At 46.9% G+C, this 14,527-nt stretch carries 14 protein-coding genes and 1 pseudogene; 11 read left to right on the top strand and 4 right to left on the bottom strand.

What is annotated here, in order from left to right:
- Positions 1–120: pseudogene (locus ICN46_RS11395) on the top strand (IS30 family transposase); the annotation flags it as partial.
- A 144-nt stretch (positions 121–264) separates the two neighbouring features.
- Here ICN46_RS11395 and ICN46_RS11390 read toward each other — a convergent pair.
- On the bottom strand, positions 265–405 hold the full coding sequence (locus ICN46_RS11390) for a hypothetical protein (RefSeq protein ID WP_216208889.1): 141 nt from the start codon (positions 403–405) through the stop codon (positions 265–267).
- A 2-nt stretch (positions 406–407) separates the two neighbouring features.
- On the opposite strand from ICN46_RS11390, the gene ICN46_RS11385 reads away from it, so the two are divergent.
- From ICN46_RS11385 to ICN46_RS11370, 4 genes are all read left to right on the top strand, one after another.
- Complete coding sequence (locus ICN46_RS11385) at positions 408–866, top strand: hypothetical protein (protein WP_216208883.1); 459 nt, start codon at positions 408–410, stop codon at positions 864–866.
- Positions 867–970: 104 nt separating this feature from the next.
- Positions 971–1,813: a hypothetical protein gene (locus tag ICN46_RS11380; protein WP_216208881.1), complete on the top strand. Its 843-nt coding sequence runs from the start codon at positions 971–973 to the stop codon at positions 1,811–1,813.
- A 213-nt stretch (positions 1,814–2,026) separates the two neighbouring features.
- Positions 2,027–3,985 carry a hypothetical protein gene (locus ICN46_RS11375; protein ID WP_216208877.1) on the top strand — a complete coding sequence of 653 codons (1,959 nt, stop codon included), beginning with the start codon at positions 2,027–2,029 and terminating at the stop codon, positions 3,983–3,985.
- Complete coding sequence (locus ICN46_RS11370; protein ID WP_216208874.1) at positions 3,966–5,168, top strand: hypothetical protein; 1,203 nt, start codon at positions 3,966–3,968, stop codon at positions 5,166–5,168. Before ICN46_RS11375 ends, ICN46_RS11370 begins: the two co-directional genes overlap by 20 nt.
- 119 nt (positions 5,169–5,287) lie before the next feature.
- Here ICN46_RS11370 and ICN46_RS11365 read toward each other — a convergent pair whose 3' ends face one another.
- The gene (locus tag ICN46_RS11365; protein ID WP_011902964.1) at positions 5,288–6,787 is read right to left on the bottom strand and encodes a Fic family protein; all 1,500 of its coding nucleotides are present in this window, start codon (positions 6,785–6,787) and stop codon (positions 5,288–5,290) included.
- Positions 6,788–6,898: 111 nt separating this feature from the next.
- On the bottom strand, positions 6,899–7,504 hold the full coding sequence (locus ICN46_RS11360) for a 3'-5' exonuclease (RefSeq protein ID WP_011902963.1): 606 nt from the start codon (positions 7,502–7,504) through the stop codon (positions 6,899–6,901).
- A gap of 449 nt (positions 7,505–7,953) precedes the next feature.
- Here ICN46_RS11360 and ICN46_RS11355 point away from each other — a divergent pair, with 449 nt between their 5' ends.
- The 6 genes from ICN46_RS11355 to ICN46_RS11330 all read left to right on the top strand — a co-directional run bounded on the left by ICN46_RS11355 (position 7,954) and on the right by ICN46_RS11330 (position 12,752).
- Entirely contained in the window at positions 7,954–9,000 is a 1,047-nt protein-coding gene (locus tag ICN46_RS11355; protein ID WP_216208871.1) for a phage major capsid protein, read from the top strand.
- An 11-nt stretch (positions 9,001–9,011) separates the two neighbouring features.
- Positions 9,012–9,395 carry a hypothetical protein gene (locus ICN46_RS11350; protein WP_216208868.1) on the top strand — a complete coding sequence of 128 codons (384 nt, stop codon included), beginning with the start codon at positions 9,012–9,014 and terminating at the stop codon, positions 9,393–9,395.
- 174 nt (positions 9,396–9,569) lie between these two features.
- Complete coding sequence (locus ICN46_RS11345) at positions 9,570–10,103, top strand: hypothetical protein (RefSeq protein ID WP_216208865.1); 534 nt, start codon at positions 9,570–9,572, stop codon at positions 10,101–10,103.
- Complete coding sequence (locus tag ICN46_RS11340; protein WP_216208863.1) at positions 10,100–10,441, top strand: M15 family metallopeptidase; 342 nt, start codon at positions 10,100–10,102, stop codon at positions 10,439–10,441. Before ICN46_RS11345 ends, ICN46_RS11340 begins: the two co-directional genes overlap by 4 nt.
- 321 nt (positions 10,442–10,762) lie before the next feature.
- Positions 10,763–12,415 (top strand): ATP-dependent nuclease, encoded by a 1,653-nt coding sequence (locus tag ICN46_RS11335; protein WP_216122495.1) that lies wholly within the window; start codon positions 10,763–10,765, stop codon positions 12,413–12,415.
- A 64-nt stretch (positions 12,416–12,479) separates the two neighbouring features.
- Positions 12,480–12,752: a hypothetical protein gene (locus ICN46_RS11330; RefSeq protein ID WP_216208860.1), complete on the top strand. Its 273-nt coding sequence runs from the start codon at positions 12,480–12,482 to the stop codon at positions 12,750–12,752.
- 104 nt (positions 12,753–12,856) lie between these two features.
- Here the strand turns inward: ICN46_RS11330 and ICN46_RS11325 are convergent, their stop codons facing one another.
- On the bottom strand, positions 12,857–14,074 hold the full coding sequence (locus tag ICN46_RS11325) for a tyrosine-type recombinase/integrase (RefSeq protein ID WP_216208857.1): 1,218 nt from the start codon (positions 14,072–14,074) through the stop codon (positions 12,857–12,859).
- Positions 14,075–14,527: the final 453 nt, after the last annotated feature.

Below are 14,527 nucleotides of genomic sequence, written 5' to 3'. Positions count from 1 at the left end.
AATTACTCACAGGCTAAGCTCAATGCCATAGCCAGAAAACTCAATGAACGCCCTAGAAAGACACTAAACTATCAAACACCGGCAGAACGTTTTGCCCAATCTGTTGCGTTGACCGGTTGAATCCAAGGCCAAAAGCAGTCAGCCGAAGTTGCCCCAAAAAAGCTGCCATTCGGCTAATATTACAGTCAAGTTGCGACCTTTGGCGGCTGGGATATCACGTAGCCGGGCCACTCAATACCTATAAATTTTTAACGATGCAAGAACCTAAACCCCTACTGGAACTACTGGACGATGACGCAGCACTCTTGGCGAGCTTGTATGCGGTGGCGCATGATCTTCATCACGTGATATGCGCAACGAAGTCTCTTGTAACTCTGCTTCAGCAACCGGAGCCGGACGAGACACTCGTGCGGAGCCTTTGGGCCTCCGCACTAGTCTCCTATGTTCGATGTTTCAGCTCTGGGCGGCGTACTCGCCTTGAGACATCAATCTATATCCACCTGCCAGGTGATCCTGTCGGCACTCACCAGTACTTCAAAGATACGCGTGATAAACACATTGCACATCCCGTGAACGCGTTTGAGGATGTACGAGTGGGTATTGCAATCGGAGAATCGGGAGAAGCTATTGGTGTTGGTCATCTCGCTTCATTACGCATTTGCGACTCTGTAGAAGGTGTAAGTCAACTTGGCACACTGTCCTCTGTGGCGATGCAGCACGTCTTGAACATCATAAAACCATTGGAAGAGGCAATTCTCGATCGGGCCAAGTCAAGCCCGGACCAGCTTACTTCATTGAAACAGCTTTGCATTCAGCCGCAAGGTGGTGGTGACGCGGCCCGGACTCCTCGGGCGATGCATGGCTAACTGTTCGTTAGACACGGCGTCCTATTGTCCATCGGCCATCTTTCCGTTAGACCGTCAGTAATATGCACATTCTGATACAGCATGGATTCACCGTTCGGAAATTTATGGTCTTGGAAACAAGTGATCGAGATGGTTCACTAAGTCTTATTATTCGAAGGGAAGGCGTTAGCGCATCCCCAATATCCTGGAGCGCTGGAGCGAGAGACCAGGGTCTGAGAGCGACCGAGTCCGCTTCACCGCGTCCGAAGAACAAGAGAGTCACGATTCATCAATCTGGCCGTGTGAATTACCACGAGAACGGAGCCTCAATCTTCATTGCTCCCCTCACGCGTACTACCCAGCTTTTTCCTATCTACGGATACCGCGTACCGGCACTCGATAAGCTTGATGTGCATAACGACGGTATAGCTGATGAAGATGCTGTATTCGATTTATCGGATTTGCCCGAAGGGCCAGTCTCCTTCTCGATGTTCATCGGCCCTATGGATTTCAAGCCGCAGGGGCAAGCAATTAAGCTGGAGTATGAAGCTGAGGGCTACTCAGTTACCGTTCAAGTCGATCCCGAGGCTAATGCTGTACCAGCGGATTTGAACCAGCACTTCATTACATTGACCCCCGCTAAAGGTCTATTCCCAGAGCAGCAGATGGCAGAGGATCAAGCAATGATTTCCTACCACCATGCCTTGGCAAGGGTATCTGGCATAGTTTTATATACGCCAAACGGTGAGGGAGTAATCAGAATGATCTTTGTAGTGCCGATGAGGATTGCTCCTCGGTTCCAGATCGAACTTGTCGACCCTGAACTTCACGCTTCAGATCAAGACGTGCAGAGGGACCGAAGATCTGAGAAGGTAATGCTCAAGTTCAAGGTCAGACACCGGAGGACCGGAGAGATAATTCGACAACCCGTTGGGGTCAAGTCGATCGAGCTGGACTCTGAACTATGAGGTCCACGTTGCCGCTTCCGGCTAATCTCACTAACTAGTCAGTCAACAAGGATGTTGGCACGACGGACTACCACCTATGCGCTATCGGTTACCTTCGTGTTGAACGTCCACTTTTCCGAGTAGCCAATTTCTGTTTCGAATCGAAAGCAGTCGATTGCGAAATTTATTTTAAATAAATCCCTGGTATGTCTATTAAGAATCTATAAATAAGATGTGCCCCAAGACTCTCAAGCCCTCCAACAAAAATGGACCGCTCGCATCACACATGCGCGCGCTCACTGGGCAACTTTCCATAAGCGCGTAAGGCACAACCGCAACACAGTAGCTGGCTTTAATTGGAATGCCGACCCTACAGGCAAAGACTTCTACAGCCTAAGAGCTAACCTCATTCACGGCACCATCTCTGCAGTTCTGCCTAACGTCTATGCACGTAACCCAGAGATCTCAACAGCACCCACTCACTCGGGCACAGACATTAAGCTCTTCTGTAAAACACTGGAGAAGGTCACCAATAGGGCGCTAGAGCATGCCCAGCTCAAGAATCGAGCCAAGTCCACCGTAAGGGCAGCACTGACCTGTAGCTTCGGCATTCTCAAAGTGATGTATCAGCGAGACCCAAGCAAGGATTCCTATATCCAAGGTCGCATCAACGATGCCCAAGAAAACCTCCTAGCCATAGAAGACTTAGCTCGAGATCTTCAAGGCGAAGATCAACATCATCATGATGCCAAGAGAGCGGAGTTGGAAGAACTCATCAAGTCACTACAAGAGCAAACCGAAGTGCAATCCGCTGAAGGCTTAGTAATCGATAGGGTCCTTACGGAAAACCTTCTCATCGACCCCTCAATCTGTGAGTTCTGGGACTACACCGATGCGGACTGGATCTGCCAAATCATTCCGATGAAACGCGGCCAAGCAGAAGCGCTCTACAAGAAGAATTTAGCTAATGCCAAGATCTACCAACCAGGTCAAGGTGAACCATCTCATAAGAAAGCCAAACGCTTAGCCTCGATGCAAATGAATGCTGGTTCAGGACCGGTGACTGATGATCAGCAAATAGCAGTGCTAGAGATCTGGGATAGAGCTACCCAGCGTGTTTACACCATGGTAGAGGGCGCGACTGAATGGCTACGCGAACCTTACTCACCACCAAGAGCAGGAGAGCGCTGGTACCCATTCTTCTTATTGCCTTACCAAGTAGTCGATGGTCAATTCGTAGGTCCAAGTCTGGTTGATCTGACTGAGCGCTTGCAAGACGAGCACAACGAAGCAAGGGATCGATTCAATCAACATCGCGACCTCTGCATACCGGGATGGGTAGCATCTGCCGATATCAATGAAAAGACCATTAAGAAACACTCAGATTCAAGATTTGGCGAGATCACGATTGTGGATACCGAAGGCAAGCCTCTGAATCAAGTGATTATTCCTCGGGGTCACCCCAAGATCGATCCCATCGTCTATGACACCAGCGCAGTGCGTTATGACTGGGAGCAAGTTACAGGTCTTCAAGATGCTGCGCGCTCTACAGTGGTCAGACCCAAGACAGCAACCGAAGCCAACATTCTGCAAAGAGCCTTATCAGGGCGCGTATTTGAATTCAAGGACCAGATAGAAGATTGGCTACAAGAGATTGCCCAATATAGCGCCCAGGTACTTTTACAAGAACTGACCAAAGAGCAAGTAGAACGCTACATGGGGCCGCCAAGTACTAAGACCACCATGGTCAATGGCGAACTAGTCATGACTATGGAGAAAACCTATGACTGGCCAGAACTCACCAAAGACCGAATCTTTGACATGGTTGATCTACGTATCAGGGCAGGCACTACCGGCGCACCAGATGGCATAGAGGATAAAGAGAGCTGGCTCAAGGTTCTCCCCATGATTACGAATCTATCAATCCAAATGCAAAACCTGCAAGCCAGAGGAATGGATTACGAACATATCCGTAATCTCCTACACGAGACCCTCTTGCGATATGACGATCGTATCGATTCCAATCTATTTATACCGAATGTAGAAAAGCAGGCGGAGGGATGGTCACGCGATGACGATCCAAACTTAGGAATGAATTGGTTTTCTGAGCGAAGGCAAAAGACAAACGCTGAAATGCATTACAGCAGCAACTTATTAAAAGAGGAGACAGGCAATGACGCAAGTAGCAAATGAAGTGGAAGGCTTTAAATCGGAGGTACTAAGCAAGGGTGGCTCAATTCAAAGGGAGCAGAATAGGGAGGCCAAGAAAGAGCGCGAGCGGCTTGAAAAAGAAGCTTATGAGAAGCACGCGGCCGAAAGTGCTGCAAGGCGCAATAAGGCAAGGGAAGAGCGTGCGCTTGAATTGATTGCGCAAGCAAAAGCCAGGCAAGAAGCCGCTCAATTAGATAAGGAGCGTAGCGCTCAGATACAACAAACACAAAAGGCGGAACGTAAGAGTCAGAGCCGGAGCCAAGCAGCCAACTTACTAGATGATCTAAGTAAGACCCCTAATGCATCTCTTGCCAAGTTATCTGAGGATATTGATGAGGGCGAAGTATTGGAGGAGGAGTCCGAAGCTCTATCGCCCGAGTCTATATTTAGGCCTGTAAAGGGCGAAGTGCATGTGCCAGCCTTTATGCCTGCTACAGAGGTTACGGCGCCACTACAAGCCCATGACCTTGGTGAAATATTGCCTGCACCAGTCGCCATTACCGTCGATACACTTCCGAAAACTGAGATTCAAATCGAAACTGGTGAAGATCTAATTAAGCGGGTATTGAACCCCGGGCCTACGGGTTTGAGTCCTGGTGTCGATGGCAGCGTTAACCAAGAAGCCTCTAGCAACATCAAATCGAAGAGGGGTTGTGAGCGTGTGCAGAGAATCATCAATGAAAAGCGTGATCTAGAAAAGCAGGTTGAAGATCTTCAATGCACGGTTACAAGCTTGCAAGACGTGATTCGTAAATATGAAATAGAAAGCAAGTTTGTGGGTAATGTGATGGCTCACGTGGATTCACAGAAAAAGCCTTCCGAATTAGTCTTAGAAGCAAAGCTGCAGATGCTCAAGTTTTTGAATACTCGTTCAGATGAAATTGATCACACCGATAAGGCGATCTGCTTTAGCAAATACATGTCAGACCCTTTCTACATGCAAGTCTTTGTGCAGAGCAATCAGCCAGAGCAGTGGCAGACCATGATTGAGTCCATCTATGAGGCGATTGGAAGGCCGGAGCCTAGTTTTGGAGGCATTAAGCCTATGGCAACCCATAGCCCTCAGCCTATACGGGCGCGAACCTCAACCCTAGGCACGCCATTGGCCAGCGCAGGCAATCCCATGGATCGAATTGCTCAGCATCTAGGGAATATGGGGATATAGATAGCTGTGAATTACATGCCACTTAAAACTAGTGGCATGTAGACATAAATGTCTTTAGACACCCAAATCGCCTCATTTTGTCTACAAAACAGCCGATATAGTCATTTTTCGTCAACAACTTAGCTTATATCGTGAGGATCAAGCAATTGATGCTGTGAGGGGTTGTCTGTAAATGCGTTACAAGCCTTCATTTTTTCCCAAAGATTTGGGAAGTTCGAATAATCAAATCCAGCGGTCCAACGCCATGCGCGAGTCATGGATCGAATGAAGGGGCTGGGATCATTGTTTTGAGACAGCGCTTTTAATGGCAGCAAATAATCCTCACGATAAGCCGTGGGAATAATAATGCGAGAGGCGGAGTGTTGAGTTAAGAATGCATTCATGGTTAGACGCGCCGTTCGGCCATTGCCATCCATGAACGGGTGCACTTCAGTAACTACAAACATCGCCATCAATGCGCGCGCAAATGGATCTTCTAGTAAAGCGATGCGCTTGAATCCTTCCCGCAAAGTGCCTTTAACAAGCTCTGGATGAACAAAAATAGTATTTCCTGCTTGGTTACTTTGCTCTTTCCATTCGCCTGGATTTTTATCTGGGCGACTAGAGAGTATTTGGAGGTTGCATTGCAAAAGCCACGCTAAGAAATCATCTTCATCTTTTGGGGGCTTAGAGCGAAAGGGCTGCTCCATGATTGCTTTAAAGGTGCCCAATACATCATGCGAATCTTCATTTCGTTTTGGAATCATCTTCCCATCGAAAATAATCTCGGAGGCCTCTTCGACAGTGAATGTAGTTCCTTCAATGTAGTTCGAAAAGTAGGATTCAAAGAATGCGAAATTAAAGGCGCTTTTACCCGTTTTTGCCTGATCTTCAATGATGGGAAAAGGTTTTCTTAATGCAGAAAACAAAGTTTCGAAGATCTCAATGCGATCAGGATCATAAGGTTTACCAGCTGCGCGCGCTAATGCATCAGCAGCCCGTAAAGAGCGGGCTTTACCAGTTTGCATTAAGGCCGAAACAATCGTGTTGAGCGTTTTAAATTGAACCTCTAGACCCAATTGAGGGGCAATTGCTTTAGCGTCATCACGTAGTGCATTGAGCTTGTGTTCACCACGAATGGTGCATAGCTTACTCAAATAAGACTCAACCCAAGGGCGACCCATAGTGCGAAGATCTGAGCCTTTGCGGCTATAGAGGTTCTCCAGTAACCGCCTAGCCTCTGAGGATATAAAGAGTTTTCCATACTGGGTATCGTTTAGCGAATCTTTGTGCGATTGAACTGCAGCAGGGCCTGGCAAGATATTGAGAGTCAACCCTGGAAATGCTATTTGACGTGCTCTATTGCCAGACACCAAAAATATATTCCCACTATCATCCGGTTTGCAAAGATGAGCAGAGCGGTAAGCTACTACGGAGCCTGGATAAAGATATTCGGTAATTTGCCGCCAATTTGGCCGAATGATTTGCTCGAGTGGGCTATTGAGGTCGCTGGTGTAAATGCCGCGATAAATTTGACGCAAACGACCAGACCTAGCCAAGCGGGAAATTCTCTGGGCGTTGGTTTTGTCTTCTCTCGAACTAAAAAGCAAGAGGGGCAGCTGGTCAACAGAAGTGTTCATAGGGCCTCAATTTATCCATTAATGTCAACAACTATGCATATATTATAGTTTAATGTCAACAAAAGTGCGTATAGAATCAAAATAACCCTATTTTTAGGTATATAGATACGGCTATTTCAAAGCCTTGGCATCGTTTACCAGTTGATATATCCGATTGTGCCTGTGAAGGATTTCAAAGAAAAGCCTCAAGGTATTGAGTGCATCAACATCCGCTCTGTGTGGACTGCCTTCAAATTGAAGCTTAAAAGAACCCAGGCCTGAGGATAGACCGCCACTGGGTTTTTTGCCCATGGCAAGCATGTGCAGGCTATACCAAGTTTTGACATCGATCCATCGACGACCAAAATAGGGAAAGCTGATACCTCGATCTTTAAATTCAGTTTTCAGTTCAAGTGAATCGCCACCGCCCCAGGTAATGGGATTAACAAAGCAATTACGCGTAGTAATAATTTCACCAATTTCTTTAGCTGCTTGTTCATGTGGAACTGAATAGTCAGAAATATCCTGATTGCAAATGCCCGTTAATTGGGTGATGAACTCAAAAATAGGCTCTTTAGGATCTAAGAACCATTTATACGAAGATAGGGATTGATTGACATAGTCATGGTAGTTTCCGACTGCTAACCCTATTTGAATGATCTTTGGATTTACTGTGGAATTATCTTGCGAATTGTTAAGCTCTAAATCAAGCGCGAAATAACACTGCTCTTTGTCCATGGGACTCCTTCACTATTCATTTAGATGAATGAGCAATGTAGAGATCAAGCTGCAAAGAGTCAAACAAAATAAATCACCACATTCCTATTAATGAATTTACGATAGAGTAATTCAGTCAAGGGCACCCCAAAGGGGTGGCTTGCGCACCCTTGACGGCCACTGCCAAAGAAACGCTCTTTTATGCCCAAGGTGGCACAAAGACACATTGGGTATAAAGACTCATAGCGATGTGAATAAATCGGCCAATAAAAACCCCAGAAATATCCAAACCCCACACCAAGCACCCCAATAATCAATTCATGTGGTGAGAGCTAATCACTCAATCTACTGCTTCATACCATCGCGTAAAAGCTAGAGTCGCGACTAGTAGCGTAGCAATGGATGGGTTCACGCTCCATCACCAGGTATGAAGCCACCAATTTCTTAAATAATTATTGATGGGGTGGCATATGCCAATTTCAAATACAGACTTGCAAGAGTTAGCCAAGGTTTCCTTAGATGAGTACTTGCGTAATCTACCGGTCGATCAAATCGCTGTAGAGAGACCTTTCCTTAAAAAACTGATGGAGGGTCGTAAGAGCCTATTGGGCGCAAAGCAAAACGTAGTTGAGAACATCCGCAAAGAACATGGAAGTAACTTTAGCTGGGCCTTTGGCGAGGAGACGGTTAAGTTCAATAAACGCAATACGACTGAGCAGGCCTCCTTCCCATGGAGAAGGGCGGTAGATGGTCTTTATATCGACTATGACCGACTCTTTAGTAATGGCATCAAAGTGCGTGAGGGTGGCGCGCGCGGCTTTCAGCTCGAGTACAACGAGCGCGTACAACTCATCAACCTCTTGGATGAGCAACTAGAAGTCTTAAGAGAGGGCTTTCTCAATAAGCTGGACTTGGAGCTGCACCGCGACGGCTCGCACGGCGCCGATGCAGTAGTCGGGCTGGACAGTCTAGTCAGCCTGGCGCCTGATGTGGGCACGGTAGGTGGTATCGATCGAGCTAAAGCAAGTTACTGGCGTAACTACGCAGTCAAAGACATTGCCTCAACATCGCCAGGAAATTTAGTAGGTGAGATGGAAACGGCATGGCGTCAATGTATTAAACATGGCGGCAGCCCTGATTTCATCATCGCGGGCGGCAAGTTCATTGATACCTATCGCAAGCAAGTGACAGTGACCCATATCGCTGGATCTGGTGAGACCAAGTACATCGATGCTGGCGTAGGCGCAGGCGTAAACACAGGCCTAGCGTTTAAAGGCGTAGAGATCATTTGGGATCCGCAGTTTGATGAACTTGATGCCATGGCTAACCGTACGGTGGAGTGGAGTAAGCGTTGCTACTTCCTCAACACCCGCTTTATGAAGCTGCGTGATGATGACTTAGACATCGTTGCCCCAATCCGTCCGCACGATACCTTGGCGATGTACGCCATGGTGAACCTACGTTGTGCTTTATCCATCTCACGTGCTAATGCCCATGCGGTATTAGCCATTCAATAAGGGAAATCAAGATGAACCACAAAGAACTTATTCATAGTGACTTCCAAATCAAGGAGGTGGAAGCGGTAGTGCGCAGAGATGCCTTCACAACCATCCATGTGTATGTGCCCCCATATGAGACCAACATCCTTCGCAATCTCTTTGGGCGCGAAAACGTCACGGTGTTTGAGCGCCCATCAAAGACCACCATTACTCCAGAACAAGAGTATGACCGCCTATGCGCCAAGTATGGTCATGAGGTCGTAGCTAAAGTCTTTGGTGAAGATGATGGAGATCGCCTAATGGAGATCGTAGAAGGCTTGATGAAAGAAGGTCAGCTCCCAGCACAAGAGAAGGCATTAGAAGGAACTCTTGAGCAAGAGCCACCAGAAACCAAGGGGGCTAAGAAACGCTAGCAGAAGGGAGGACCATCGCTAGCAGCAGGTGTTTGGGTGCGGCTGCGGGTGTTGAAGTAACCACGGTGTGTGGGCGCGCGTAACTGCGCCCCACTGCCAACACCAATTAAAAGCCTTGGCGGTAGTGGGGCGGTGGACTTCTATATTCCAAGCATCAAGAAAAGAACCTATTACATGCTTCCAATCATCACCTCTCTAGTGCAAACCTTGGCCGTTAATGGCCTTGGCCTCCTTGCGGGCGCAGTTCAGGCCAAAGGGAAAGAATTCATTGAAGGCAAGATTGGGGTGTGCATTCCGGATAATCCCAGTCATGAAGATCTCATCAAGCTCAAGCAGTTAGAGATCGAACAAGAGCAGTTACTACTGCAATACACCCTCAAGCAAAAAGAGCTTGAGATAGAAGAATCCAAGCTTCTAGCGGAGATGCATCGGGCCTCACAAGAGAATGCCACCAATCGCTGGCAATCCGATATGGGTAGCGATTCCAAGTTATCAAAAAACATCAGGCCAGGAACGCTGGTTTACATCCTGACGGCCTATCTATTATTTGCACTCCTATCAGCCATGGGAATAGATATCAATGAAGCCTACGTAAAGCTCCTCGGCGAATGGGGGCAGTTAGTGATGCTTGCCTACTTCGGCGGTAGATCAGTCGAGAAGATATTTGAGATGCGCATGCATGGCTTAAATAAAAAAGAAGAGCAATGAGTAGCCTAGTAATAGAGCAAGCAGCTTTCCTAATTGACGTCAGTAGGCTTATTCAATTTGCAACTGCAGAAGGGTGGGTGATTACCGGCGGAGAGCTCTGGAGATCGCCAGAACAGCAGGAGATCTATTTCAAGAGTGGTAGATCCAAAACCATGAATAGTAATCACTTAAGGCGCTGCGCTATTGATCTGAACTTCTTTTGGAATGGAAAGCTCGTCTGGGATAAAGAGCTCATTCGCACAGTCGGCGAATACTGGGAAAGCCTAGGCCCCAAGAATAGGTGGGGTGGGAATTTCAAGGGATTTGTTGATGTGCCTCATTTTGAGAGGGTGTGTTGAGGTAAACCCTAGAGGTCCGCTATCGGCCACTTTGATGCGTTGGATAGTTTCCGCTTAATATCACTTACTAGACCAAATCTTCCATAGGCCTGATAGGTAGCCACTTGCTGCCAACGACCGCTTCCCCGCCTCTAGAGATCGGAATTCCGACTCGAATCATTGGTTGGATTCTTGGAGGTTACAACTTTAGTTGTATGGGGCGGTACAGCCGCTCCGTGGGATTTTTCAGGACCTGTTGGTCAGATTAAGTCGTATCATTTATTTACCTTCATACCAATATGTGCTGAATCCTTGGCTAAGTCACTTCCAGATTAAGAAAACATGCTCGATTCCATAACACTGAAATTCACAGAAACGCCCGACTTGGTTCTTCCCACCACGGGGATAACTATTTTTGTAGGTCCGAATAACTCAGGGAAAAGCCTTGTGCTTAAAGAGATCGAACACGCCTTCATCACACACCCTTTTCCTAATGGCCTGCATATTCTTAAAGACTATGAGATAAAGTGGCCTTCAAAACAGGAGGTAAGTGACTCATTAGTGGGTTTTTCTTCGTTCCAACGTGAAGGCCTAGCCCTTGATGACATTATTGTTGGACGCATTAATCCAAGTGGAGGTCTAGAGACAGCGACGCTAAATAAAACTTCAATCTTTTCAATTGCCGAACAGAAAACCAATAAGTATTGGTGGGCAACCCAATTTCTCCGCTGGGGCGTTTTGAGGCTGGATGGAAGGTCGCGCTTTAATCTAACTAACGATCAGGCGGGTGGTGACCTGTTGGCAACACCGCAAAATGTACTCGCTCACTTATTTCAAGATGATGGAGCGAGGAAAAAAGTGCGCACTCTCATCAAGGATGCTTTTGGGCTCAATTTTGTTATTGATCCGACGAATCTAGGGCAATTACGCATTCGACTATCCAATCAAGAACCCCTCGCGGATGAACAATCGCTAAATCAGAGCACAAGAAATTATCACAAAGAGGCCATCCATATAAAAGATGCTAGCGATGGCGTCCAGGCCTTTACAGGTATTGTCACTGCGGTAATGTCAGGCGAGTTTCATACTATTCTCATAGACGAACCTGAAGCATTTCTACATCCGCCGTTAGCACGAAAATTGGGAAAACATCTCGGCTCCTTGGCAGCCGAGCGAGGTGGATGCCTACTTGCCTCAACTCACAGCCCGGACTTCCTTATGGGCTGTGTACAGGCAACCAAAGATGTTCGCGTTGTAAGGCTTGAATACAGCGAAGGAAAATCACGAGGAAAAATGGTCGATCCGGCTCATTTGGAGGCAATGTTTAAGAGCCCCCTCATGAGAAGTGCCAATGCGGTTGGAGGACTTTTCTATGATGGTGTCGTAGTTACCGAATCAGATAATGATAGGGCGTTCTATTCAGAGATATATCATCGCATTTCCGCGACCATGGATGACGCACCTTCACTATTGTTTATCAACGCCCAAAATAAGCAGACTATTAAAGACATAATTGGACCACTCCGGAAATTTGGGGTGCCTGCAGCAGCGATTCCAGACATAGATATAGTCAAAGACGGTGGCAAGACCTGGAATAACTGGCTCCAAGCTGCACATATGCCATCCGCTCTCCATGAGGGATACCAGGCACAGAGGGCATCTATAAAAAACTGCTTTGAGGCGACTGGCAAGGACATGAAGTCTCAAGGGGGAGTAGGCATTCTCCTCCCTTCTGACAAATCGGCTGCTGAACTTTTGTTTGATACGCTTCAGCAGTATGGAGTTTTTGTGGTTAGACGCGGTGAGCTTGAGAGTTGGCTGCCCAAGCTTGGAATACCTGGGAAAAAAACCGACTGGACGATCGCCATGCTTGAGCGCTTAGGTAGTGACCCCACCAGCCCAAGCTACGTCGTACCAGAAAATGATGATGTATGGGAATTTGTGTCAGGGGTCATGTCATGGATTAAAGACTCTGCACGAAAGGGAACGGATTGATTGGAATTAATCTCATAATTAGCCGTAGCGATAAGGGTGCTGGACAATACTAAAAGGAATCGCAATGATCAAAGCTGTAGTGAAATTTTTTGGGGCAGAGCAAGATCAATTCGGTATGCCGGTTCCTTATCATAGCTATCTCGTAGTCTCGTCGCCGTGGGAAATGCTTGGCAGTGGGATTGCTTCTGTTGTTCCCCTTTCTGAAAATGCGCCATTGTCAAAACCACACTTTCCAGTGCTGCAAGGGGGTGAACGTGCTGCATTTGATGTTGCCCTACAAGCGCTTTCGCATGAGCCAAAGAACATTGGCCTTAAACTGCTTTTCCACGAAGGTTAATGGCATACCGCAGGCTGAATCTAGTCAGAGGTCCAATGTCTGCTTTGGCGGGGCAATGGAGGTTTCTTAAAGATTATTAACTAACGCTTGTGGGTCGTTAAAGGCTAATTATTAATAAACTCTTCCCATTCGCCCATTAATCTGCAGCGCTTATCCAATTGATCCTGCCGCCTATAAGCAGCCTCAGCTTTATTTTTAATGGTATGCGCTAAAGCTAGCTCAACTGTTTCATTTGAATAGTCGGTAGTCTCGGCTGCCCAATCCCTAAATGTTGATCTAAAGCCGTGGGGAACATATCCAGAATACTTTGGCATCTTTCTCATCATAGAAAGTAGCGCCATATTGGAAAGATGAGACTCTTCTTTATGCAGTGATCCTGGAAATAAATAGCTACTCACGCTGATGGTTTTTAGATGTTCAAGAATTTCCATCGCTCTAGCATTTAGCGGAACACGATGTTCTTTTCCAGCCTTCATTCGCACCGCAGGAATTACCCACACCTTAGTTTCTAAATTGAACTCAGTCCACTTGCTCTCAATAACTTCGCTTGTGCGAGTGGCCGTCAGAATTAATAGCTCTAATGCCAAGGCAGAATAACCATTGTGTTTACGAAGATCTTTTACAAATTCCCCGATGCGCTGAAACGGTAGGGCTGGGTGATGGCTCTTCTTCTGAATCTTTTTAGCCTTGGGTAGTAAATGTCCTAGCGCACCTTTTAGGCGTGCCGGGTTATCCCCTTTGATGTATTCATGAGCCTTACACCAGTCAAAGATAACTTCAATACGTTGCCTGACCCTGGTGGCAGTTTCTGTGCGGACATTCCAGAAGGTGCCTTCAATCTCACCATTCTTCCTCTTAATATCCTGCTCTAGCAATTTGGCAATATGGCTGGTATTGATTTGATCCACGCGTAATTTGCCAATCTCTGGATAAGCAAAGGTGGCAATCGTATTTCTCCATTGGTCAGCGTGCTTGGAGCTCTTCCATTCCGCTTTCCTGGCCTCGATACAGAGTTCAGCAGCTTCTTTAAAGGTAATGCCACTATTAATAGCAGCTATTTTCTTGCTCTGAGTCTTGTGGCGATCCTCTGTTGGATCAATGCCGTCTAAGACCATTTGACGCAATTCAAGGGTTTTGCGACGCGCATCGGCTAATGACCGAGCCTCCAAGGAGCCCAAGCCCATTTCACATCTTTTAAATAGGGTGGGGCTGGTATAGCGAAAGATCCAGCTGCGCTTAAAGCTATTTACCCCTTTTGATACTTGAATATATAGACCCTTGGATTCTGGGTCAGCATGGTACCCAGGGCTTATGATTGACACAAGACCTCGTGCCGTAAAGCTAATTTTTTTACCTTCTTCCAAGCTTCAACACCCCATTCTCTACCCACCACTGTACCCACCACGAATGCATAGATTTTAGTGGGTTAGAGAGGGCTAGTCGGGAGTGTGGTTAACCAAAAAACCTATATAGATAAAGGCCTTCAGGGTTTTGGTGGAGCTCTTCGGAGGGCTCATTTATGGACGCCTCTTCCGCCATGTCAATAGGTGTTACAAGGGTTTGTAGAGATACAACGCCCTTGTTACCAAAAGCGTTACCAAAGCCATCCTTCGGGGTGGCTTTTCTTTTGGCGTCAATGGTCCGTTATCGGCCAGTAGGAGACTATGAAGATTTTTTAAAGCCAAGACTTTGAAATAGGAGGGTTGAGTCCTGTAAGAATTCGTAAGAAAGAAATGTGTACATAATTGAGTCATGCTTAAGCTATTACCGCACAT

Source organism: Polynucleobacter sp. Latsch14-2, from assembly GCF_018881925.1.
Classification (GTDB): domain Bacteria; phylum Pseudomonadota; class Gammaproteobacteria; order Burkholderiales; family Burkholderiaceae; genus Polynucleobacter.
This window is presented reverse-complemented; position numbering and strand designations above follow the sequence as displayed.